Source organism: Cellulophaga sp. L1A9 (assembly GCF_009797025.1).
GTDB lineage: Bacteria > Bacteroidota > Bacteroidia > Flavobacteriales > Flavobacteriaceae > Cellulophaga.
In genome coordinates this window covers 4327727-4353318 of the sequence record NZ_CP047027.1, presented here as the reverse complement: position 1 = coordinate 4353318, position 25592 = coordinate 4327727, and the positions used below count along the sequence as shown (strand labels likewise).

Sequence of the window (25592 nt, the reverse complement as noted above, 5' to 3'; positions counted from 1 at the left end):
GGAATTTTATTTCGAGAATAGAATAGTAATTCTGCGGTACTCAATAACAACACCGCAAGATCCTAGATTAAGAGGTAAGCCTGCTCTTTATTACTAGTATGATGAAGGAGATCTTATAATAGTTGATTCTTTATCTCTGTATTTTTACCTTCCTAAAGGAAAACCATTAACCTAAGAAAACTTACAAATACTTTAATTTTGTCTTAAGATAAATAACCCATAATCGATGAAAAAAATAACTATTTCAATAATTCTAATAAGCTTATTAGTAAGTTCTTGTAATTCGCAAACTAAAATGGATTTGCTAGATATAAAATTACCCGTAGATAAAGATGTACTACTAAATGAAAGTTATAAGACCCGAGAATATGATACTTATCCAGACTATAATACGTACAGATCTTCAGACCCAAATTTATTAATTGCCAATAATGAAAAAATTAGTAACGGCTCGCAAGAAAAACAAGGACCAAACACCAATGACGTTTTATTTTATCTAAATAATATAGATCAACAAATCACCTCAATTACATTAAAAACATTTGACACAGAAAAAACCAAACTATTACACAAAGCTTTATTAGATAAATTTAACAAACCAAATTATTTCAATAGTAAATCTTTTGCTAGCTATAGTGTCTGGGAAAATGAAATAACAAATAATCTTTATTTATTTGAACATAATTATGGTCCTTCAAGTAGCGCAGATAACAAAGAAAAAGGTGTTTTATATATTATAGATATGAATGATCAAATTTTAGTAAAGAAGTTTACTAACGCGGCATATAGTTACTATAAAGAATACTTGAAACAGAGAAAACTTGAAGGAAAAGAGTACAGTTATGAAGAGTTTGCTAAGAACGAAGATGAAGAGGGAATATCAAGATATTTAGAAGCCATATCAAACCCAATTAAACACTAATAATTCCTATGAAACATATTTATATTTTAATTACAATATCCCTTTTGGGATTATCCCTAGTTAATTGTCAAGACATTGATAGAGGATTAGACATCGCTGAAATTATCACGGATAAAAATCCAGAGGCTATACAATACTATTTAAATGATACAGCATCTTCGGAGTCAGATTATGGTGAATTTATATCCACAAGTTATTTTTACCCTGTTGATTCTATTCCTAAACTCAAAATTTTAGACATCCCAATCCAAAATTTAAGAACAACCTATTTTGATGAAGATCTTGGCCTTGTTACGATAGAGATTAATGGTAGGGAAAATTTTAATACCTTGAGTGATAGTTTAACCATTCAGTTTGGAACTCCTAATATTTTAAAGGAAGATGGAGATACTAATTATACATGGAAAAGTGAAAAGATGTTTTGGTATATCATCCATATTCCAGGTTATCTTGAAGAACAAAATTTTAGATGTACATTAAGTCTTGAAAGTAATAGATACCGTGAAATTAATGAAGCTTATGGAGGGAATTAAAAAACTATTATTGTTACTCCCTTTAATTTGCGTCCGTTCATAATAATCGAAATTCATCGTCTTTTAGAAAATTAGAAAGTTGAATAATTCAGATAAACCTTTAATGAATTCTCAGGTGAAATTTAAGTACATTATTATATTAATATTTTTTGCACTACTCTCTTGTAAATTTGAAAATAAGAATGAATTAGGCATGCACGCTCAACAAACAAGTTCCACTGATAGGAAAGAATATTCTCTTTACTATGAGTTAAATATGCCTTTTGAAATACTTTTAAATGATGTAATTGTAGAGAAAAATATGGATACAGGAATGGATGGTCCTGATCAATTAAATCAGTTCATTCTTAAAAATGGTGAACAAAAAATAAAGTTAAAAGTTGTTCATCCATTTGTAGAAAATGGTGGAAAGATTAAACCTGAAGATCTTGCTTTAATAGATGATAAGCTTCGTATATATCTTAAAGACGAAAGTGTAAATGATGGCAAGCTACAATTAGTAAAAGATTTGAAATTTCCAAAGATTAATTACGCTGTGCCCTACATAGAGACTGAATGGAGTTTTGACGCAGAAGTTCCTTTTCAACTCAAGGGGTGGAAAGATTCTAAAGATTTAAGACTTTTTGAAAAAAAAGAATTAGAAAAAATGGTAATCAATAAATTTGAAAAATTAAGGAATTTATTAAATGCGGGAAATTCAAATGATTTTATGAAAGAATTAGAATTTCGGAATACAGAATTTTACAGCGCAAGTTATTTTAACCCATCGCAAATCTCAGATTATGAAAGAAATTTAATTGCTACATTCGATAAGTTTGAAAATAATATGTTGCCTTTAGAACCTTGTACAATGAGAATATTAGGTGATGGTAGAGTTGTCTCTCTCGAAAGAATTGGAAAATATGAAGGTCAAGGTGTTTTAGTTGCGGAAGACAGGGAAACCAAGAAATTATATACAAATTATGTTTTATTACATATACCATCTGGGAAGAATGTTTTTGAAATCGTTCGTATGAATTCTTTAATTACTTCGATTGATGATGAGTAAATTTGATTAACTTTTTTAGCCCCGCTAGCGCGACCTTCGTAACGGGTGCCCTAAAGCGTGAGAAACAACTACAAAAGCTATGTATTCAAATAGCTTTTGTAGTTTTAAGTAATAAGTAAAAAGGCTTAACTTCATAATCCATCAGCAGTATATTTTGTTTCTTTTCCTAATGCATTCTGGATAGACGTTTTTACGAGACAAGATTACTTTATTATCATACTAGAAAAGTAATTATAAGAAATAGTATACTAGCAATAACTTTACTTTCAGATGCCATAATTTTTTATTGAATTAAATTTACTTTGATTTCAAGAAAATTGTATCAATTTTTAGAATATTATTCTTTAATTAATTCTTCCATATAAATAGTATCAGTAAGAAAATTAGCGGAATTTGGGTAAAGTTTAAGCGAATAATCTTTATACCCTTCTTTTTTTAAAACAAAATTAAACTCTAGATTCTTAAAGTTTGGTTTTTCTGCAAATGGTATAAAGACTTGCTTTGATTTTATTCCTTTAATTTTAATAATTCCCATACTATCAGATTTGTTATAGTTTGCATAAGTAGAGTCATATGGGTTGTAACTCCCAATTTCTACTTCTGACAATGGTTTATTTTTAATATTATTTATATGCAATTCTACTTCAGGTAAAATTGTATAAGTACTACAACTAATACAAACAAACAATAGAAAGAAAAAAAACTTAATTTTCAGGGCTACATTCATTCTATTATAATTTTTGATAACCAGATTAAACCTTTTAAATCATCTTCTGATGCTACAACTCTACCAACATCTAATTTTGATTCTAAATAATTTTGATAATATTTCATTAAATCTATTTCTCCGTTTGTTGGAAAATTGCCTTGCGAGCTCAACGTATCTTGACTTAAAGTTGTAGCAGTAATTTTATGATTATATGAATCACCAAAACCACCACCGTATTCGGTTAAAAACTCATGGCCTATATCATGGGCAGGTGTAAATTGGAAGTCTAAAGCAATTGTTGATTTACTATTAAAACTCCACCCCATATTTATAAAAACTAGATGATTAATTGAAAAGTTCGTCCATGACTTGTTGTAATTATATCCAGTTTGATTGTACAATTTCTTTGATAGTATAAAATTTCTTGTTCTTTTAACTTTTGAATTAGTACTAAAAATTATTTCTGGAGCTACCATTCCATTTTTAGAAATTTCTGCTATCGTTTTGATATTCCATAACTCTCCTTTTAGTGAAACTTGATTTGAATTAGTTTTATCTCTACTCCAATGCTTATTAATTCCTTTTACAACTTCATTTTTCAATTCCTCAAAAGAGACTTCACGAGAAGTAATTGGCTGTTCTCCATAATTTGAAATTGCTTGTACTGGAATTTTAGAAGCGCTATTAAGTCCTTTTTCTCCACCGTCTCTTAAATTAACACGTAAAGTAACAATCACTTGTTTTTCTATTCTGAACCTTGTTATCTCTAATATACCTGTCTATTAACCCCGAGTAAATCACAGGAAGAAACAATTGCTTCTTTTCGTTCTTTTTTATAGTGGTCGGTAACTCGTGTTTGTAATTTTTTATGATTTAAATATCATATTCTTTTTCAGCCATAGCTACTAATATATCAAAAATTATGATTTTATTATCTAATCGCTCAGCAAGATGCTCTGTACGTGCTTACTGTTTATCTAATAGCTTCGTTTTAGCTTCAAGCTTAAGATTTTTTTGTTCGGCTGTTTTTGACACAGTGATTCTAGATTGGTTCTTCCAATTAAAGTTTCCATATTTTTAGAGTCATTCTCTGCGTGTTGATTTGACTTGTTTCCCCTATTTATCGAAACCCTCAGTTCTACTCAATAGATCAGATTCAATTTCAGCAACTATTTGTCATTAAAAGAAACTGATCATTTTTTTGAGAACACTCTAAATGCCACGTGTTTTTTAATGGCTTCAATACACTAAATGTTTAGTGTATTGAAATTTCAGGACAAGACAAAAACTTTATAAAAAATATAGCTGGGTTTTAAAACCCAGCTATATTTTTTATAAAGTTTAATGGAAACTACGGTAATTTATCGTATTTGTTCTAATTCTGTACTTCCCTCAGGCTGATGTAATAAAAATTTTACATAAAAAAAACTCAAATCATCGTTTTCATCTGAAACAATTTTATTTAAACAAGACTGACCTCTTTCAATTTCATCATCAAAAACCAAGCCTAAAACTCGATTATTGCCATAAAAAACAAGTTTATAATCTTTTATTTCCGCCATCATAAATTCTTCATTAGGAAATTCTTCCAAATACTCCTTCCTGTTGTTAATCACTTTTTCTCTTTTAAAATAAAAACTCTGCATAAGTTCATAACTTTGAATTTGTGAACTTCTTATAATAGCAGGTCCGTTTCTGTCTAACATCAACTGCCTATATTTAGAGTATTCTTTAAAAACCTTTTTTTCTAAAGCAATGCTGTCTTTAGGGTTAAACACTTTACTATTACTCCATCCTTCTAATTTAAAGGGCACTTCTGCTTTAAAAGTTAATTCTTTATGCAAACTTTTTTGTTTGGTAATATCTTTAATATTTTCGTCTGATAATTTATATGTCAATATAATTTCTGGTTCTTCTAAAAAACCATCTACCCAAGCAGTTTTTTGAACTTTTAATTTAAAATCTATATGCTCGGGATCTTCAAGAAACTCTTTTTGTTCAGTCTCTTCACTATTATAACGTGGTTTAATAGTAATGGTTAGAGTTTGTATTCCGCTCTGTAAAATAGATGAATTGGCCAAAAAAAGCATGCTTTTTGTAAATGGTGGACTTTGGACTGCCAAAGGCATATCATTTACTTTAATTTCATAAGAATAATAACTTTCGACCTCTACTTGATACTCAGGTTCATATTTATAATTTTGTAATTTTTTTAAATAAGCATCGTTTTCTAAAATATCGCTATTATCCATCACTTTTGTTTTGTTCTTTTCTATTTTATTATTTTTAGGTGTTTGGCCACATCCTATAAGTGTAAATAATAAACTAATTAATACAACTTTTCTTTTCATTATTTAGGTTTTAAATTTTTTCATATACCAACGGTAAGGACTCGCTTCTCCATCTTTTGGCCATTGACCTTTTTCTAAAACAATCATTTCTCCTTCAGCTTTATAATGTATTCCTGATTGAGCTTTTATTTCTCCTTGTTTTTCCCCTCTCGTTTTAAGTTGCCTATCAGCTCCTTTCCATTCATTATCATATACACTTTTCTCTTTAGGTGTATCTTTTACCTCAGAGTTTTCATTACTTTTTTCTTTTCTTTTTTTATATTTATCAGACATTGTAGCCTTCTTAGTTTCTGCTTCTTCTTTTTCTGGTTTAGTAATACCAAATTTAGCAGTTCCTTTAAAAATTAGACCATCAAATTTAAAAATAGGTTCTAAATATATTCCGGATTTATCTGCTTTAATTATAAAATCTACCCCTATTCCTATTTGACCAGTACCACTTAACTCTGCATATGCATCATATTGGCCAAAGCCTAATATTGTAGTACTTCCATTAACCTGAGTTTTCGCTGTTAAAACTCCAGCAATACTTCCACCTACCTTAGCATCGGTACCTGTTTTTTGTATCATATTGTCTTCACTAGCAGTATTGATTACACCTTGTAATTTGATATCAATTTTAGAAGTGATTACTAAATCAATATCAATATCAAAATTATCTCCTAATACCTCATCTAAAACATCTAGAGTAGCAACTACAGCTAATACCGCAGGGTGCTTTATTTTATATAATAAAGCATAAATATCGTAAGTTATTTCGAAACCAAAGAGAGGATTAAAGTCTAAAACTGCTTTTATTTCAGTACCCACAGTTGGAATAATCACATCTTCGGCTTGTTTAGCACTCAAACTGACTGATAATGCTATTGAAGGTGGGATAAAATTAAATGAGTATTTCTTCTTGGCTTTTTTTGATTTCTTCTTATTTGATAAAATATCATCTAAACTTTTTAATCTATCAGATAATTCTCCCTCATCTTTAGGTGCTTTTTTGTTAGTATCCGCATCTTTCCCATTAAATATACCTTCAATTTTATCTTTTAATTTTACTAAAGTTTTTATAAAATCAACAACTTCTTCCGCTTCACTACTTAAATCAATTTTCCCCTCTAAATCAAATTCAGCCATCATTGCAAAATCGCAACTAATTAATTCATTTTTTAATGCATTTTTTACAGAAAGTGCTTCTGCTTTATTTTTAGTTTTAGCTACTAAAGATAAGTTATTATCAGCCTCACTAATTATATCTTCTTGCTCTTTATCTTTTCGATTTGCTTCATCCGGTACATTATAATATTTAGCACTTTCAATTACAGGTTTTAACTTAGCCCGTTCTTCTTCAGCTTCAATTTTTTTTAATTCCCAAGTTTTATGGTAGATATTAGTAAGATCATTAAATTTACTTTTGGAATAGTTAAACCCTAGCTGTAATGTGCTTTTGGTGTCTGGATATACCTCAATCACAATATTTCTTTTTATGGCACAACTATTAAAAGATAAAAAGTATTTTTGTACATTGCTTGCCAAAGTTGGTATCAAAGTTTCTGCAAAACCAGTTAGTAAATAAGAAGTGCCACCTCGCGAATAATCATATACTAATTCTAATTCAAAATTTTCATAATCTGAAGTAATTATGATTGGTGGTCTACTTTTTTGAACAATTGACCATGCATCTGCTATTGAAATTTTTGAAATTCCATTAGTTAGTGTTATTGTACTCTTAGACTCTGGATTAGTCAATTTTTCCGAGTTGCCATTATAAGATTTTATAGTGTTCCTTATATTTATATCATTTATAGCAACAAATTCATGAGACTCCTTAGTTTTATTATAAATACAATCATCAGTCATTAATTTTTCTATTATAAATTTTAATGATTTTCTATTTTTATCAACACCAACAACAATAGGTATATGTATTTCTCCATTTACACTTGTGTCGGTTTTACTATATATGTCAAAAGGTGCGTCCCATTTTTCTTTTTTACAGTCCACTGTAATTTTTTCATATCTACATGGATGATATTCCGCGGGATCTGTTGGTATATTCTCAATTACAGTAGGTTTGTTACCTGATTTAGAAAGCGGCTAGACTTTATTTCTTCACCTGGTTCAGGTTGTCTAACTCTGAGATAAACTTCATGATCACCTGAAACTGAATCAAAAGGTTTGGAAAGTTCAGAAGTCACAAGAGTTCCTATTTTTAAATAATTTCCAGCATAGTCCCACCTAGGTTCTATTTGAATATTTATAATTGCTTTCTGTATTTTAGCAGAAGTATTCTTTACATCTTTGAAAAGTCTTACTTCACTAGTAATCTCTTTAAAGAATACCTCTGATTTTTCTGCCTCTTCAAAGTTTAAATCATATTCATAGTTATTGTAATCCCTTAACTTAATCTTAATGTTATGCCCATATAACCCTCTTGTATATACATGTAATTGCACTGCTTCACCAAACTTTTTTTCTGAAGAATCTATTAGTTTACCTAGACCATCCTCTTGATACTCTCTCCATTCAATCTTCGCTATACCTCTTGGCAATCCTTTGCTGTTAATAAAATAGCCATTAGGAGCAACATTTGTTGGGTTTTCACCTGGAAAAACAGGTTCAAACCAACCTAAACCGCCACCATCGTAAGGTTCGGGAAAATTAAAATAAATTTTGGATCCTTTAAGAGCTTCATGTAGATGTTCTCTTTTAAATTCGGGCTTTTTCGATATCATCTGAGCAATCCATTCAATATTATCTAAAATATTTTTATCATATTTCTCTTTGTCTTTAATCTCAATAATTAAATTAGATCCAGCTTCCACAGTTACCAAATAATTTTCTGGATTGAATGTGTGCTTTGATGTTATGATAAATTTACTTTCAGATGACATAATTTTTGTTTGAATTACTTTTATTTTGATTTCAAGAAAATTGTATCAATTTTTAGAATATTCCTGTTTAATTTTTTAGAGCGTAAATTAACCGTATCATTTATAAATCCTTTTTTTGAAATTATATATTTATAAGATACTGGTAATTTCTTACTTGCTTCACCCCCCATAAAACCAACTTCAGTGGAACTTATTTCTCTAAATCTATAATACCCATCAGCATTAGTCCTTGTGGAATCTTTTTCACTTAAAAGCAAAATACCCTTTTGATTCTCATCCATCAAAAATTTAACTAATACCTTATTAATAGGAATGCTACCAGAATCAACAACATACCCTTCAATAGCATAGCGCTGTATATGTTTTGTAATTCCGCATGAAGATAGAAGACACAAAATAAATAGACCTGTATAAATTATTTTTAAAGACATTTTTACTATTTTATTTTCAATTTATTGAGCCATATAAGACCATAGATATCTTCGGGCTGAGCAAATACCCTATTAAAATCATAAAAATATGGATCATCATTATAATATTTCATAACGTCTATTTCATCTGGAGCTTCAGGATATAAATAACCTCCTTCTTCTTCTTTTAATGGATTTTGAGTTAGTAGTGTAGAACTCTTTTTATGGGCATAAGAATGACTACTTCCTCCATAGGCTTTCAATAAAGAATGCCCAATCTCGTGAGCTGCGACATACTTAAAATTATCACTTGTATTTGTTCCTTCTAGAAATCGCCAGCCATCAAGCCCCAATGGATCTTCACCTTTATGTTTGATGTACCCAAAATTCATCACAATAACCTCAGGTACAAAAATATTCGCAAACATGGAATTGAGATCAGAAATTGATCCAGGATTACTCGAACCTAATGGCCTTGAATTTGTATTATAAACTAATTTAATATCGTCCATTGTTTTGGTTGCCGTATTTACTACCCTTACTTTAAAATCAAATTCAGAACCCTTAATTCTAATCTTTCTACTCCAGTGTTTTGCAATACCTTCCAATGCTAAATCCTTTAGCGTTTCAAAACCTATAGTTTGATCCCTTAAGGGTGTTTTTTTAAAATGATTTTTAACCAAAATCGGTATCTTATGAGCATTACTCAAACCCTTTGAACCCCCATCTTTTAAATTAACCCTTAAATTAACTATAATCTCTTTTATATTTTTTTGAATTGAAATATCTACCCAATCTTCTTTAATTGACTTTTTCTTTTCAAGCGTAATTCTATGTGATTCCTCATGGCCATCTAACCAAACAGTAACTTCAATTGCAATAGTATTGTCTACAAACGATTTACTATCGTAATCGCCATAATCCCCAAATCCATCCCATTGCCATTCATGTTCACCAAGACTTAACATAGAACTTTCTGATATATCTTCTGCGTAATAAGACTCTCCATCTTGAAAAACTTCTATTTTCATCTTATCAGCAGGGTTTTCTGATATTTTTATTTTAAACTTTAAATATTCATTTTCCTCATTTCCATCAAAGTCAGGTATCCCTAAAGGAACAAAAGTTGTCTTAATAGTTTCTATCTGAACATTTATCTTTCGTTTTTCAATTGGTTTTCCTGCATCATCGAAGGAGCCACCTTCCAATTCTTGTGTCAAAAATGGTTCTTCATTAGGGTTTACTAACGGATTTAATTGGCTTTGTATATCTTCATCTGCTTCTTCCTCTGTATTTCCAGCTCCTCCCTCAGCAGTTTGTCCATGCCATGTAAACTCAATACATGGAGCTCCAGCAATAGCACAGGTAGCCTTGCTTTTTTCGGTTAAAATTTGCCCTTGATTAGATAATATTACTTTATCATAAAACTCTTGCCATTGTGTTACCATAGGCATACAGGGTTTAAAGCTACTTCCCATAGGCTGTAATTTACACTGTCCAAACGTTTTGGCCTTAAATGGGCTCCCTAAATCCATTGTATTGGCAATTAGTTTCTTAGAGGCATTATCATTGATGTACCCTTTTTGCTGTGACTGCACAACAAGCACGTCTGGTACATCCCCAAACTGACATTTACAAATTGCACCGTCTACTACTACATGACCTGTACTCATAACTATTTTATTATTCTAAGTTCTAATACCTATTGTTAATAGAGATAAATATGTTTAGAAGCTTTTTAATTATTGGCATCCCCTTTGAATCATTTTAAATTCGAGGCTTAGGTATTTTTTCTTTTAAATTATAAATTTCTATTTTCAATTTTTTATAATCATTTGAGGCAAAATTCAAATTACACTCCCCTACAATAGAATCTACCATTGGAGAATTTTTATAAAGAAGATATTCTAAATTAATGGTTCCCACTGTCAATTTTTCATCTTTCGTAATTGAAATTATATTCCCTTTTTTGATATCATTTTCACTACGAGTATCTATGCAATTTCCTTTCCTTGTGATTTGTATAACACCATCTCTAGTAAGGTGATTTTTAATCGATTGTTTTATTTGATATTTTACAGGTAATTTATAAGGTATTAATGGCAAAGAAAAAACTTGATCTACTTTTAAAGATCCATTAAAATCATATATTGGAGCAAAAAATAGTTTTATAAACCAATCATGTTCTAATAAAATATGTTCGGTCTCACTTGGATTATCTAATATTTTGTCCATACTGTCAATCATTTTATCGTATGGATTTCCTGAGTAACATTGTCTTAAATTAATTTTTTCTTTGTTCCAACGAGCCCTTATATCATCATGATTAAGAATTTTAAGAGCCTGACCAATTCGATTAATTTTCAATTGTAAAGGATATAAAGTGTTTTAAATTTAAAATTAATATAGGCTTTAAAATCTGCAGTAGTACTGAGTTTTATGTTCAAATTTGCGGTTCAGGAGTAGTTATTCTAGAAGTACTAAAAACGAGATAAAACTTAAGTAAACTAGTAATACTCTTTTGTAAATTTAAAGCAAAGGATTAGATGTAAATTGTCTCTACTATTGATAAAAATACTTTTTATGATTGTTTACATCTTCTGAAGTATTGAGTACGTTTTTACATAAAAATAGAAGTCAAGAGCTATTGATTACGCCGATAGCGCTCATTTGTAACTAGTGCCCAACCGCGTAAGAAAAACTACAAAAGCTATCTATTCAGATGGCTTTTTGTGCTTTTAATAACAACATCTTAATTATAAAGTGATGTATATCCAATTTGTCAAAAAAATGTTTCTGTACAAGAACTATTCTTAAAGAAAAATCAATAAATTCAGACTTTTATCGTTGTATTTTATTTAAAGCATCATCACCACATGATTTTTACCTATACTAAAATTGTAAAAAACAAAAATAACCTTGATTATAGTTTAAAGAATATTGATGTTCAATTAAAAAATACATTTTGAATAGCTACCGAATATGACAACTGTTGTAAAGAACTATATGTCTCATGAAAAAAAGTTTCTAACGGAAATTACCAAAATTAGGTCGGACTATAACGAAACAGTGCCCACCTCTAAAATCATGGCTGCCGAAAAACAAATGAGCCAGTGGCTGGGATATGTATCCATGGCACTTAAAAATAACCAAGATTTTAAGGCTATTAAAGCCATTGTGCTATTACAACGTACCATAATTGAACTCACTGAACAGATTTCTGCTACTGAACGGGCTTATAATGTTTCTGTTGTTGATTATAACAGGTCTATCGCTGTTTTTCTAATTAATATTATCAAAGGTATTTTCGGGTTAAAAGCCTATGATTACCTAGAGGTTGCTAGGGAGAAGAAAAAAATTTTAGATATACGCAGCTTATTTTAAAAAAGTATGGAGTCACAAGAAGAACTACGTATCCGTTATTTTTTTGAGCGGGTAGAGAAATCATTAAAAAATAAGACGTATACGTTTAAACCTAAGCAGTATGGTTGTATAACATCATTAATAGCAATTTTACCATTACTGTTAATTTTAACAGTCGTAGTAACCTCTATTTTAAGTGGTATTACATTGCTTTTATTCTCTATTTCCATTATTCCCATTACAATTTTAAAATACGGGGTATACCTATTTCTTATTGCATTGGTTATAAGACATTTTCCTAGAAGAAAATACAAACCCGATCCCGCATTACAAGAAGAATTTAAGACCGATATACTTCCCAGACTCACGAAATCTGTCTACCCTACTATTTCTTATCAGGAAAAATACAAAACCAACAATGCAGAATTAAAAGCCGCTAATTTTTTCAGCAAAGACTTTTGGCAAGAAGAAGGAAGGCTCTCAGGGGAAGACGCACTTAAAGGACGTTACAAAAACGTAGATTTTGAACTTGCCGAACTTACGCATTATATAGAGGTGCTCTCCCAAAGAGGTTGGTTCATAAGTATACTCCTTGGCCTATTTATGATTATCAGTGAGACCTTCGCAGATGTATTATTCGGCATATTAGATACTATTGGGGGTAATGCCTTATCCAAATCAAAACAAAATTTTAGGGGCTTGTTTTTATACGCCGATTTTCACAAAGATTTTAAAGGTGAAATCTTACTAAGAACGCGTCGTAAAAGTATTCTTGAGAAAATAACAGCACCAAATACTCACCTTGAAAAGATTACCCCGGAAAACGGTTCTGTAAACAAAAAGTACGAAGTATATGCTACAAGCAAAAAATTAGGGTACTATGCTTTATCGCCAACCATAATTGAAGCCATTGAAAAAATAACCAAAGAACTCAAAGCAGATATATCCTTAAAATTAAAGGATGGAAAATTATACATGATCATACCACTTGAGCATAATTTTTTCGAAATTTATAAAGTAAAGAATAATATCATAAAAGCTAATACCAAAAAAGATATACTTTGGGAATTACAATCTGTAAAGTACCTAATTGAAACCCTTAACCTAGAAACCCGCATCTGGTCAAAAATTTAATTTTATGTTCTCAAAAAAGATAACCTCTATTATACCTATCATTCTATCACTACCTTCAAACTTTGATCTTCTGGCCTTAAAGAATTTCCTTTTGCCTATTTTAGAAGAAGAAAAAAGCAACACCTACAGTATTCGCTACCTCGATGATGTTTTGCGAATAGAAACCGATATAAGCGAAAAAAAAGGGGTTTTTACCTCCGATAACATACATTTAGAACGCAAGGGGAATAAATTGATCGTTAATGCAAAACATAAAACATACGATTCGGATCAAGATGAAATGAAAGAGGAACCTATAGCCTTAAAGGCCTATAAAAATCCCATAAAAGAAGCTATCTATTCCTATGTGAATTACAGTTTTAAGGAAGGTTTTCATTTAACCGATGCATTGATCCAAAGCCCGTTTCTATGTAAATTAAGCGTATTGCAAAAAAACAGTATCCTCCAATTTTTACAAAGTAAAGAATCTGTTCTTGCTTGTTTGGAAATTCAAAATTGTAAAAGTGAAGATTTTGAGATCCCAAAAAAAAGTGACACCTACCTACTGATCACATCTAAACGTACTTGTGTTTTTATAAGTAATGAGAAGGATATATTTGAAGACATTAGCAACCAAAAGTTGACTCATATTGCCAAAGTTGGCAGAGATACTATCGTAGCGGAAAAATTTGAATGCCAAACGGAGTTGTTTAATGACAGTTTGTTTGAGGATTTACAGGAAATATTGAAACAGGTAGATGCTAATCGAATAGAAAAATTTAATGACCTTCTATTTTTAAAAAATCCAAAAAAAACAGAAGCTATTTCGCTTATAGAAAAAGGGTATCTAAAAGCTGCAAACGAAACCGAAGCATTAAAACCTAGACTAAAGCAGGTATTGGTCGACTCTTTTCTCCCAATGGAGAAAAAGGTCACTTTTGATGTTGCAAAACTGAAATCATTTCTTGAATGTATCAAGAATGAGCCTTCTACCGGACTCCTATTACTTCAGTTATTTAAAGATTGGAAGATAAGCGATGAAATACAATATTCATTTTTAGAGTTTCTATGGACATTAAAAATTGAAAATCCAATTCATATTACCCTTTGGGTAGAAGATGTATTCGCATCGGTCATTTCGAAAAAAAAGAAGTTCGAAAAAACAGTATCACTTCGAAAACAGCATATAGATTTCCTAATAAGTACACAGCAATACGAGCGCTCGATTCCATTTTACGAGTCCGTAATCGAAAATGGTTTAAACCCCGACATTTTAAGTCTTCTATCGGATAACAAAATAGATATTGTTAATGGTGAGGATGTGGAAGCGGAACATATTCTTTTTATAGAGGGAATAATAACAGCTAAGGAAAAAATTGGATTTTCTAGTTATCAGGAAAAATCAATGTTACTAAAACTGCAGCCATTTCTTAGTAAAAGAAGGGAAGTCGTTAACAACGAGGAAAATGTTTCATATATAGAACAGCAAGTAATCCGTTTGTTTTCCGAATCAATATTCAATACCAATATTCAAGAAAACACCACGCAGACCAACATGCCTATAAGTACTTCGTTGTATGATTTGGTGGTACCGCCAAGTTTTGGAAAAGCATCTGGCTTTACATCACAATTAAGTTCAATGATAGCTTCTGTAGACTTGCCAGACCACGAAAAACTTATTGAATTTTCAGAAACTATAAACACCCATAATTACCCCCAAGTACTCCAAATAATTACGACCCTGTCCGAACAACTTTCCATCTCCGTACCCAAATGTTATTTAGGAAGGGGCGAATATAGCGAGAGTATTATTGGTATAGAAAGCACTCCTAATTATATGATTATCGGCATCGATACTTTGTCTGAATCTTCTGCGCAATACCTTAACGAACAAGAATTACGCTTTGTAATTGCCACAGAATTAGCGCATGTATTGTTTAAACATACCCGTATAACCTCACAAGACGTTTGGGTTGGTGCTCGAAAAAAAGGCACCAACTTAGCCGAAATAGCATTAATTGCCCTACCTATAGTAGGATCAATAGGTACCCTTGCAGGTAAATTCACCGATATATCTAGATTTTCTAAGGTGTTCAATAGTATGGAACAAGTGAATAACGCAATAGATAAAGGTCAGAATGCACTATTCTATGGTGAAAAAATTGCAGAAAAAATACCTAATAAAACCTCTGAAAAAGAACGAACTTTATTGGCGAGCTCCCGTTTAATGGAAATTTCGGCGGACAGGGTGGGATTGTTGGCTGTAAAAAACCTTGATAGTGCGGTATGTGCGATTTTAAAATCACGAAAAGATTTTGAAAATATAAAGGAAGTGATCAAGCAAAAAAACCTAGTCGCTTACCTTAGTGAGAAAGACGACGATGGTAGTTTTAAAAATCAAGAATTAACCATCCGTATAAAAACCTTGATCAGTTTTTATATGGATCATGAACGTTATTTTAAATAGCTTTGAAAACTGAACCATATATTTAAGTTTTTCAGGATATAACAATGGAAGAACTGATATTTTATGGTGTATTCTTCGTTCTAGTAACCCTAGATAAGAATAGTTCAATATCACCGCTAGAGCTGCTTTGTAAAGAGTACTACAGCGTAAAAAAAAACAACTACAAAAGCTATTCATCCAGATAGCTTTAGTGTTTTAAATAATAAGTAAAAACTACAAATTCAAAAATTTGACGGTTGAATATTTTGTGTCTTTTGCTACAGTAAATTTGGTAGATATATCTACAAGCCAAACATATTTTAATATATTACTAGAAAGCATAAATTCGTGCAGAAAAGAAAAAAGGAATGAAATTAAAAGCATCAATAATTATAGGCATTTTATTTACGATAACAAGTTGTTCTCAAAAGAAAAATGAGAGTGTCGATATGGAAATAACTTCACATTATGAAAATTACAAATATTTGAATGATTCCAGACCTGGTTATTACCTTCAAGTTAATAATCAGAATTGTTATTATGAGATTCAAACTAATGAATTAGTTAGTGGAAGTTATTTTTTAGAATTTCCTTCCTATTCAGTACGATTACCCTTAAATATGCAAATTTTAACAAGTGGAGATCAAAAGTTATCAATTAAAGTATTTCCATTCAAAGGTGACACTTTAACAAATAAAGCCAACATAGATATAACCTTAATATATTATCCGGACATTACGGACTTAGAAAACGATTTTGGAGGTAGTACAATTTTATGGAAATGGGAAATGCCAAAATCAGAAAACTTAAAATTACCCTATTTTGAATTAGATACGGTTTTTAAAGCGGACGTCCCTTATGAAATTAATGTTTTAGATGATTACGCGGAAGATTTATCTAAAATGGATAGAGAGGATCTTCTAAAAGAAGTGCTAACTGAATTTATCAAAAAACGTGAAAATATCATTAATAAAAATGAAAGTAAATCATATTTAATTTCTCATATCAAAAGGAGTTCAATCCAAATATATGCGACTAATGAAGAAGATGAAGATTTGGCAGATGGCATGATTTCTATTTCAAAAGGAAAAGAAGCTCAGCCTCTCGAAAATTTTAATTTAAAATTATTATATGACAATAAAGTAGTAACCTTAGTCAATAGTGAAAATAAAATGCCTGCAATATTTTTTATAAATCCAGAAACGGGCGCCAGATCATGGCAACCTTATTATATTTTTAAAAATAAAAAAACAGGTACCTGGCATATGTGGTAATACAGTTGAAAAAATAGAATAAGCTACCATTTAATTTTGCTGGCTTATTTTAGTTGTTATTTTCCATATTATTAACCTATAAAATTAAGTTTTATTAAAAACCTTCTAACTACACTCTGGTAGCGCTCGTTTATAACAAGTGCTCTACAGCGTAAGAAACACCTACAAAAGCTATCCCTTCAGATAACTTTTATTCTTTAAATAATAAGTAAAAACTACAAATTCAAAAATTTGACGGTTGAATATTTTGTGTCTTTTGCTACAGTAAATTTGGTAGATATATCTACAAGCCAAACATATTTTAATATATTACTAGAAAGCATAAATTCGTGCAGAAAAGAAAAAAGGAATGAAATTAAAAGCATCAATAATTATAGGCATTTTATTTACGATAACAAGCTGTTCTCAAAGAAAAAAGATGAAAACAGATAATAGTTTAATCGCTAAAGAATTTAAAAGCTATAAGTTTATAAATGACTCAAGACCTGGGTATTACTTACAAGTGAATAATCAAAATTGTCATTATGATATTAGACTTAATGATTTGAATGTTAGTAAATATTTTGATCCTATTTCAAGTTATTCTGTTCGTGTACCCTTAAATATTATGATCTTAGAAAGTGGAGAGCAATCTTTTTCTCTTAAAGTATATCCTTTTGAAGGTGACAAATTAAGTAAAAAGGCAAATTTACAATTACGATTAATGATGTATCCTGACATGACAGATAAAGAAAATGATTATGGTGGTAGTATCACGCTATGGGATTGGGAAATGCCTGCTATAGAAGAAGACCTACCCTTATTTATATTGGATACTGTTTTTGAAGCAAAAGTCCCTTATAAATTGGATATATTAGATAAGTATGCATTAGATTTATCTAAAATGGATGAAGATATTTTATTAAGTGAAGTCACTGCTTTATTTGAAACAAGAATTAAAGAATTTAAAAACAAGAACAATGATCAAAATGATTGGAAAAATATTTATCAAAGAGCAGGTATTCAAATTTACATGTCTCAGGAAAGGATAAATGAATTAGCCACTAAACCTTATTCTCAAAGACCTAATGAAATATTACAACCATTAGAAAATTTTGAGCTCCAATTTTATGGAAATGATAAAATAGTAACTTTACTTAATAACATTGATCATGATTCAGCAATTTGGTGGGCTGATAAAGATTCAGGGGAACCTATTGGTTGGCAACCATTTTATTTGTTTAAAAATAAAGATACTGGAGAATGGCATGTGTGGTAACTATAAATTTCAATAGTTCTTATTATTTTTGGGCCCTCCGTTAGTACTTTGATACTGTTGATACCACAGTAAGCTAAAAAAAACTATAACATAAAAGCTATCTATTTAATTAGATAGCTTTTGTTCTTTTAAATTATCAACATACTTTAATCACTGTATTTTAATACAAACCTATTGAGTTATGCTAATATAATACAGTAACTACTCCATACCACTATTTCTGGTTTATTAAATATAACCTGCTAAATAGTACAATGGTAGAATCAAAAACATTACTAAAGATCATATAACACTAATATTAACAGTATTAGTATCATAAAATTAAAAGAAATTAAAAAGCTATTACTTGCAGACGAGCTCAGGTGGAGAATATATTTTCAGTATATTTAATTTTTCAATGATAAGGATGAGATTATTAGACAAATTAGTAGTACTAACAATGGGAATTTTTACGTTTTTGGGATGTGCACAACAACCAAAAGACCCTAAAATAGATAATAGTCTAATCGCTAAAGAATTAAGGAATTATAAATTTCTTGATGATTCAAGACCTGGCTATTACTTGCAAATAAATAATCAAAACTGTCATTATGAAATAAAAGTAAATGATTTAAATACGGCTAGATTTTTTGATCCTTACTCAAGCTACTCTATTCGCAAACCTCTGAATATAAGGATTTTAAAAAGCGGAGAACAGTCATTATCTGTAAAAGTTTTACCACTTAAAGGAGAAGTTTTGAGTAAACAGGCAGACTTGCAATTGCGATTAATGATGTATCCGGACATGACTGATAAAGAGAATGATTATGGTGGTAACATTACGCTATGGGAATGGGAAATGCCATCAATAGAACAAGATTTACCTCTATTTGTAATGGATACTGTTTTTGAAGCAAAAGTCCCTTATAAATTGGATATACTAGATAAGTATGCATTAGATTTATCTAAAATGGATGAAGAAAAATTATTGAAAGAAGTATTACAGTTATTCAAAGAAAGACATACTCAACTTTATAATAATGTACATGATGAAAAATTCATCAATGAAAGCATTCAGCGTTTTCATGTACAAGTTTATTATTCAGAAGAAAGAATAAATAAGTTAGCTGCCAAAGCTATTTCTAAAGAACCAAATAAAATATTACAACCGTTAGAAAATTTCAAGCTTCAGCTTTACGGAAATGGTAAAATAGTTACTTTACTAAATACTATTGATTATGATTCTGCTCTTTGGTGGGCAGATAAAGAAACTGGAGAACCTCTTAGGTGGCAACCCTTTTATTTATTTAAAAATAAAGACACAGGAGAATGGCATGTGTGGTAACTATAAATTCCAATAGTTCTCTTTATTTTTGGGCTCTCTGTTAGTACTTTGATACTGTTGATACCACAGTAAGCTAAAAAAAACTATAACATAAAAGCTATCTATTTAATTAGACAGCTTTTGTTCTTTTAAATTATCAACATATTTTAATCACTGTATTTTAATACAAACCTATTGAGTTATGCTAATATAATACAGTAACTACTCCATACCACTATTTCTGGTTTATTAAATATAACCTACTAAATAGTACAATGGTAGAATCAAAAACATTACTAAAGATCATATAACACTAATATTAACAATATTGGTTTCTTAGTTTAATAGAAACAAGGTAGATATTACTTGCAAACGAACTCTAGTGGAGAATATATTTTCAGTATATTTAATTTTTCAATGATAAGGATGAGATTATTAGACAAATTAGTACTATTAACTGTAGGTTTTTTTACGCTTTTGGGATGTGCACAACAACCAAAAGACCTTAAAACAGATAATAGTCAAATCGCTAAAGAATTAAGGAACTATAAATTTATTGATGACTCAAGACCTGGTTATTACTTGCAAATAAATAATCAAAACTGTCATTATGAAATTAAAACGAATGATTTAAATACGGCTAGATTTTTTGATCCTTACTCAAGCTATTCTGTAAGAGTCCCTCTTAATTTAATGATTTTGAAAAGCGGAGAACAGTCATTATCTGTAAAAGTTTTACCACTTAAAGGAGAAGTTTTGAGTAAACAGGCAGACTTGCAATTGCGATTAATGATGTATCCGGACATGACTGATAAAGAAAATGATTATGGGGGTGGTATTACGCTATGGGATTGGGAAATGCCTGCTATTGAAGAAGACCTGCCCTTATTTGTAGTCGATACTGTTTTTGAAGCAAAAGTACCCTACAAATTAGATATTCTAGATAAGTATGCACAGGATTTATCTAAAATGGATGAAGAAAAATTATTGAAAGAAGTATTACAGTTATTCAAAGAAAGACATACTCAACTTTATAATAATGTACATGATGAAAAATTCATCAATGAAAGCATTCAGCGTTTTCATGTACAAGTTTATTATTCAGAAGAAAGAATAAATAAGTTAGCTGCCAAAGCTATTTCTAAAGAACCAAATAAAATATTACAACCGTTAGAAAATTTCAAGCTTCAGCTTTACGGAAATGGTAAAATAGTTACTTTACTAAATACTATTGATTATGATTCTGCTCTTTGGTGGGCAGATAAAGAAACTGGAGAACCTCTTAGGTGGCAACCCTTTTATTTATTTAAAAATAAAGACACAGGAGAATGGCATGTGTGGTAACGATAAATTTTAATAGTTCTCATTATTTTTGGGCTCTCTGTTAGCCTTTGATGCAGTAGGTACATTACAAGATAAAAAAAGCTAAAACACAAAAGCTATCTATTTAATTAGATAGCTTTTGTGTTTTTAAATTATCAACATACTTTAATCACTGTATTTTAATACAAACCTATTGAGTTATGCTAATATAATACAGTAACTACTCCATACCACTATTTCTGGTTTATTAAATATAACCTGCTAAATAGTACAATGGTAGAATCAAAAACATTACTAAAGATCATATAACACTAATATTAACAGTATTAGTATCATAAAATTAAAAGAAATTAAAAAGCTATTACTTGCAGACGAGCTCAGGTGGAGCATATATTTTCAGTATATTTATTTTTTTAATGATAAGGATGAGATTATTAGACAAATTAGTACTATTAACTGTAGGTTTTTTTACGCTTTTGGGATGTGCACAACAACCAAAAGACCTTAAAACAGATAATAGTCAAATCGCTAAAGAATTAAGGAACTATAAATTTATTGATGACTCAAGACCTGGTTATTACTTGCAAATAAATAATCAAAACTGTCATTATGAAATTAAAACCAATGATTTAAATACGGCTAGATTTTTTGATCCCTATTCAAGTTATTCAGTTAGAATGCCGCTTAATTTGATAATTTTGAAAAGCGGAGAACAGTCATTATCAGTCAAAGTATTACCATTAAATGGAGAGGTATTAAGTAAGAAGGCAAATTTACAATTACGCTTAATGATGTATCCGGACATGACTGATAAAGAAAATGATTATGGTGGTAGCATTACACTCTGGGATTGGGAAATGCCTGCCATTGATCAAGATTTACCTTTATTTGTAATGGATACTGTTTTTGAAGCAAAAGTACCTTATAAATTAGATATATTAGATAAGTATGCATTAGATTTATCTAAAATGGACAAAGATAAATTGCTTGCTGAAGTAAGTCAATTATTTGAGCTAAGACATTCTCTAATTAAAAATAATATACATGATGAAAAATTCTTTATTGAAAATCTTCAACGTTTTCATGTACAAGTTTATTATTCCGAGGAAAGAATTAAAAAAATATCTAAAAAGGCTTCAGAAGTTCCAAATGAAATATTACAACCTTTAGAAAATTATAAACTTCAATTATATGGCAATGGTAAAATAGTTACTTTACTTAATACTATTGACAATGACTCAGCAATCTGGTGGGCAGATAAAGATACTGGAGAACCTATAGGTTGGCAACCTGTATATCTATTTAAAAATAAAGACACAGGAGAATGGCATGTTTGGTAGCTAGAAATTTTAATAGTTCTTATTATTTTTGGACCCTCTGTTAGCCTTTAATGCAGCAGGTATATTACAAGATAAAAAAAGCTAAAAAATAAGGCTATCTATTTAATTAGATAGCTTTTGTGTTTTTAAATTATCTACATACATTAATCACTGTATTTTCATACAAACCTATTGAGTTATGCTGATATAATATAGTAACTACGACATACCACTATTTCAGGTTTAATAAGTATAAGCTACTAATAGTAAAACGGTAGAATTAAGAATTTTACAAAAGATCATATAACACCTTGTATTGTCAATACTGGTTATTACAAATTATGGGAATTAAAAAGCTATTACTTGTAGACGAGCTATAGTGGAGCATATATTTTCAGTATATTTAGTTTTTCAATGATAAGGATGAGATTATTAAACAAATTAGTACTATTAACAGTAGGTTTTTTTACGTTTATGGGATGTGCCCAACAACCAAAAGATTCTACTACACTACCCACAGCTATAGAAGATATTAATTCAAGTAACGTAGTAGACTATATTGCCAGCAAGGTTAAAATTTATGACAAAAACCCAATGTACGCTATTAGACCTTTACAAAATAGTTGCGTTTTTGAAATTTTAGTAAATGGTTATCTTATATACAAAAACTACGATTTACAAAAATTAGCAACTCCCATTCTAATTAATGCTGCAATTTTAAAAAGTGGCACCCAAACTATTACGTACAGGTTATACCCGTTAGAAGATTTAATGGTAAACACCTACGGTAAAGGAGAAACGGTTCATATGTTGTTAAAAAATACATCTATGAATATAGAGGTTATAAAATATGAAGATGTAAAAACCGGAACACGTATTGGTGATGAGATTTTAATTGCGAAGCATGAAAGTTTAACTAAAAAAGGAACGAAAGAATTTATAGGTAGTGGCTTACCCTATTATGAATACACCTTTACATTTGAAGCAACCGTTCCTTATGAAATTGTAGGCTGGAGCAATGGACAAGATTTAACAAAATATGATAAAGAAGAGCTGGAAGCTGTAGTATTGAAAAAGTATGCACAAATCAAACAATTATATTTAGAAAAAAATGTCAATAAATTAGTGCAAATTGAATATTTAAAGAAATCATTAAGAGAAGACACCTCTGATTATAGAGATAAACAAACAATTAAAGAATATTGGGATAATTATTACGCAGATGTAATTTTAGAAGATAAAAGATATCAACCGTTAGAGGGGTATCAGATGCAATTTTTCGGTAATAATAAGATTGTCACGTTCCGGCACCCTGTAACGGCATCAATAGATCCTAGACTAAAAGGTAAAGCGGCTCTTTATTTTTTAAACACAGAAGATAGTGGTAGAATAATAGCCACATTTACGGGAGTTTATCTATTTCTTCCTAAAGGCGAAGCATTAACTGTTGAAAATTTACAAATACTTTAATTTTGTCTTAAGATAAATAACCCATAATTAATGAAAAAAATTACTATTTCAATAATTCTAATAAGCTTATTAGTAGCTTCTTGTAATTCGCGAACTAAAATGGATTTACTAGATAAAAAATTGCCAGTAGACAAAAATAATAATTTAGTAATTAATGAGCTCCAAAAAAAAATATATTATATATATTATGACTTAGGCATTCCCTTTGAAATAAATATAAACGGAATAAAAGTAGAAAAAGGAAAAGGACATGAAATAATTTCTAATTATATAATTATCAACCCATTTTTAATTAAAGAGGATAACTCGATTACCTTGAGTATTAATCATAAGAACATATCTCCAGAATTAATTGATCAAATAAAAATAGAACTATATGTAGGAGACATAGTTCATAAAGAAGATGTCGAATTAATAAAAACAATTAATTTCTCGGAAGATATCACTCAAAAAATCGCTAATAAAATGTCTACAACATTTAATTTTGATCCTGATATCTATTATGAATCTAACTATTTAAATGATGCAATGGATTTGAGTAATGACAATCTCAGAGAAAACCTCCTTATTGAGGTATTAGATTTTTATAATGAAATACACGACATAATAGATTCAGGCGATTATAAGGAATATCTAAAAAAATATGAAAAATCAAATGCTAGAGAAATGAACTCAATGTATTATGATACCAACGAAAAAGAAAACTATTTGAATAAATTATCTTCAAGAGTTGTTTCTAGTAAAGGTTTTATGCAACCTTTAGATAAATACCATTTATCCATAAACCAAAATAATAAAATAATTTCATTAGAACATGAAAAATATGCTTCCCCTTTATATTCTATTGATTCTTTAGATAAAATTAAAACTTATGGAATGATGCTTTATAAGTCGTCAGATGGTAAACTTAAAATATATTAACTATACCCTCGGTAGTACTCATTTATAAAGAGTACCCAACAACGCAAGAAACAACTAAAAAAGCTATCCATTCAGATAGATTTTGTTCTTTTAAATAATCATTAAAAATGATAAATTTTATAACCCAATAGGGGTATCTTTTGTTTCTTTATCTTTTTATTTACCTAAAGGAAAAGCGTTAACTGTTGAAAATTTACAAATACTTTAATTTTGTCTTAAGGAAAATAACCCATAATCAATGAAAAAAATAACTATTTCAATAATTCTAATAAGCTTATTAGTAAGTTCTTGTAATGCACAAGCTAAAATGGATTTACTAGATATAAAATTACCTGCAAAGAGTGATTTGTTTTTAACAGATAAATATGAGTCCAATGAGTTTAATTCTATCATGGAAACAGGATATTCAATATATAGATCTTACGATCCAAATTTACTGATTTTCAATAAAGAAAGTATGGCAAGTAATTCATTCGATAGACCTAATGAAACAAGCAATTATGCCTTATTTTATATTAAAGAGGAAAATAAACTAGTGTCATTAATAAAAATGACAAGTTTTGAAACAGTAAAAACGAAATCGCTTCATGAAACTTTGTTGAAAAAATTTGGAGAACCAGACTATTACGAAAGTATTTCTTTTGCAAGTTATAGTTTGTGGGAAGATAAAACATCTAATAATATCTATTTATTTGAGCACAATTACGGAGGAGAAATCAATGATATTCCAATTGAAGAAGGTTTACTATATATTATAGATGTTACAGACGAGCAATTATTCGATAAGTACGCCAAATCAAATTATAGTTATTATAGAAAATACTTGAATCAAAGAAAACTTGATGGAAAAGACTATAGTTATGAAGAGTTTGCTAAAAAGAAAAACGAAGAGGGAACATCAAGATATTTAGAAGCCATATCAAACCCAATTAAACACTAATAAT

At 29.7% G+C, this 25592-nt stretch carries 22 protein-coding genes; 14 read left to right on the top strand and 8 right to left on the bottom strand.

What is annotated here, in order from left to right; all coding sequences use genetic code 11:
* The first annotated feature begins 226 nt into the window (after nucleotides 1-226).
* From GQR94_RS19135 to GQR94_RS19125, 3 genes are all read left to right on the top strand, one after another.
* On the top strand, nucleotides 227-922 hold the full coding sequence (locus GQR94_RS19135) for a hypothetical protein (protein ID WP_158978270.1): 696 nt from the start codon (nucleotides 227-229) through the stop codon (nucleotides 920-922).
* A gap of 8 nt (nucleotides 923-930) precedes the next feature.
* Complete coding sequence (locus GQR94_RS19130; RefSeq protein ID WP_158978268.1) at nucleotides 931-1455, top strand: hypothetical protein; 525 nt, start codon at nucleotides 931-933, stop codon at nucleotides 1453-1455.
* A gap of 79 nt (nucleotides 1456-1534) precedes the next feature.
* Nucleotides 1535-2503, top strand: a complete 969-nt coding sequence (locus GQR94_RS19125) for a hypothetical protein (RefSeq protein ID WP_158978266.1) — start codon at nucleotides 1535-1537, stop codon at nucleotides 2501-2503.
* Nucleotides 2504-2840: 337 nt separating this feature from the next.
* Here GQR94_RS19125 and GQR94_RS19120 read toward each other — a convergent pair whose 3' ends face one another.
* The 8 genes from GQR94_RS19120 to GQR94_RS19085 all read right to left on the bottom strand — a co-directional run bounded on the left by GQR94_RS19120 (nucleotide 2841) and on the right by GQR94_RS19085 (nucleotide 11225).
* Nucleotides 2841-3110 (bottom strand): hypothetical protein, encoded by a 270-nt coding sequence (locus GQR94_RS19120; protein ID WP_158978264.1) that lies wholly within the window; start codon nucleotides 3108-3110, stop codon nucleotides 2841-2843.
* A 116-nt stretch (nucleotides 3111-3226) separates the two neighbouring features.
* Nucleotides 3227-3949, bottom strand: coding sequence for a hypothetical protein (locus GQR94_RS19115; protein ID WP_158978262.1), 723 nt, complete (start codon nucleotides 3947-3949; stop codon nucleotides 3227-3229).
* 624 nt (nucleotides 3950-4573) lie between these two features.
* Nucleotides 4574-5563 (bottom strand): hypothetical protein, encoded by a 990-nt coding sequence (locus tag GQR94_RS19110; RefSeq protein ID WP_158978261.1) that lies wholly within the window; start codon nucleotides 5561-5563, stop codon nucleotides 4574-4576.
* A 3-nt stretch (nucleotides 5564-5566) separates the two neighbouring features.
* Nucleotides 5567-7558: a hypothetical protein gene (locus GQR94_RS22730; RefSeq protein ID WP_233268472.1), complete on the bottom strand. Its 1992-nt coding sequence runs from the start codon at nucleotides 7556-7558 to the stop codon at nucleotides 5567-5569.
* Between the two features lie 59 nt (nucleotides 7559-7617).
* Nucleotides 7618-8448: a hypothetical protein gene (locus tag GQR94_RS19100; RefSeq protein WP_158978259.1), complete on the bottom strand. Its 831-nt coding sequence runs from the start codon at nucleotides 8446-8448 to the stop codon at nucleotides 7618-7620.
* A gap of 20 nt (nucleotides 8449-8468) precedes the next feature.
* Nucleotides 8469-8879 (bottom strand): carboxypeptidase-like regulatory domain-containing protein, encoded by a 411-nt coding sequence (locus tag GQR94_RS19095; RefSeq protein WP_158978257.1) that lies wholly within the window; start codon nucleotides 8877-8879, stop codon nucleotides 8469-8471.
* A 5-nt stretch (nucleotides 8880-8884) separates the two neighbouring features.
* Nucleotides 8885-10531, bottom strand: coding sequence for a DUF4280 domain-containing protein (locus GQR94_RS22985; protein WP_158978255.1), 1647 nt, complete (start codon nucleotides 10529-10531; stop codon nucleotides 8885-8887).
* Between the two features lie 94 nt (nucleotides 10532-10625).
* Nucleotides 10626-11225 (bottom strand): hypothetical protein, encoded by a 600-nt coding sequence (locus GQR94_RS19085; protein WP_158978253.1) that lies wholly within the window; start codon nucleotides 11223-11225, stop codon nucleotides 10626-10628.
* A 615-nt stretch (nucleotides 11226-11840) separates the two neighbouring features.
* On the opposite strand from GQR94_RS19085, the gene GQR94_RS19080 reads away from it, so the two are divergent.
* The 11 genes from GQR94_RS19080 to GQR94_RS19030 all read left to right on the top strand — a co-directional run bounded on the left by GQR94_RS19080 (nucleotide 11841) and on the right by GQR94_RS19030 (nucleotide 25588).
* Nucleotides 11841-12242, top strand: a complete 402-nt coding sequence (locus tag GQR94_RS19080) for a LemA family protein (RefSeq protein ID WP_158978251.1) — start codon at nucleotides 11841-11843, stop codon at nucleotides 12240-12242.
* A 6-nt stretch (nucleotides 12243-12248) separates the two neighbouring features.
* Complete coding sequence (locus tag GQR94_RS19075; RefSeq protein ID WP_158978249.1) at nucleotides 12249-13355, top strand: DUF3137 domain-containing protein; 1107 nt, start codon at nucleotides 12249-12251, stop codon at nucleotides 13353-13355.
* 4 nt (nucleotides 13356-13359) lie between these two features.
* Nucleotides 13360-15801, top strand: coding sequence for a M48 family metalloprotease (locus GQR94_RS19070; protein ID WP_158978247.1), 2442 nt, complete (start codon nucleotides 13360-13362; stop codon nucleotides 15799-15801).
* Between the two features lie 347 nt (nucleotides 15802-16148).
* Entirely contained in the window at nucleotides 16149-17054 is a 906-nt protein-coding gene (locus tag GQR94_RS19065) for a hypothetical protein (RefSeq protein WP_158978245.1), read from the top strand.
* 349 nt (nucleotides 17055-17403) lie between these two features.
* Nucleotides 17404-18312, top strand: coding sequence for a hypothetical protein (locus tag GQR94_RS19060; RefSeq protein ID WP_158978243.1), 909 nt, complete (start codon nucleotides 17404-17406; stop codon nucleotides 18310-18312).
* Nucleotides 18313-18718: 406 nt separating this feature from the next.
* Nucleotides 18719-19636 carry a hypothetical protein gene (locus GQR94_RS19055; RefSeq protein WP_233268470.1) on the top strand — a complete coding sequence of 306 codons (918 nt, stop codon included), beginning with the start codon at nucleotides 18719-18721 and terminating at the stop codon, nucleotides 19634-19636.
* 405 nt (nucleotides 19637-20041) lie between these two features.
* Nucleotides 20042-20959 (top strand): hypothetical protein, encoded by a 918-nt coding sequence (locus GQR94_RS19050; RefSeq protein ID WP_199271493.1) that lies wholly within the window; start codon nucleotides 20042-20044, stop codon nucleotides 20957-20959.
* 404 nt (nucleotides 20960-21363) lie between these two features.
* A complete protein-coding gene (locus GQR94_RS19045) occupies nucleotides 21364-22278 on the top strand; it encodes a hypothetical protein (RefSeq protein WP_199271492.1) in 915 nt (304 codons plus the stop codon).
* A gap of 402 nt (nucleotides 22279-22680) precedes the next feature.
* A complete protein-coding gene (locus GQR94_RS19040; RefSeq protein ID WP_158978241.1) occupies nucleotides 22681-23727 on the top strand; it encodes a hypothetical protein in 1047 nt (348 codons plus the stop codon).
* A 120-nt stretch (nucleotides 23728-23847) separates the two neighbouring features.
* Nucleotides 23848-24648 carry a hypothetical protein gene (locus GQR94_RS19035; protein ID WP_158978239.1) on the top strand — a complete coding sequence of 267 codons (801 nt, stop codon included), beginning with the start codon at nucleotides 23848-23850 and terminating at the stop codon, nucleotides 24646-24648.
* Between the two features lie 238 nt (nucleotides 24649-24886).
* The gene (locus GQR94_RS19030; protein ID WP_158978237.1) at nucleotides 24887-25588 is read left to right on the top strand and encodes a hypothetical protein; all 702 of its coding nucleotides are present in this window, start codon (nucleotides 24887-24889) and stop codon (nucleotides 25586-25588) included.
* The last annotated feature ends 4 nt before the right edge of the window (nucleotides 25589-25592 follow it).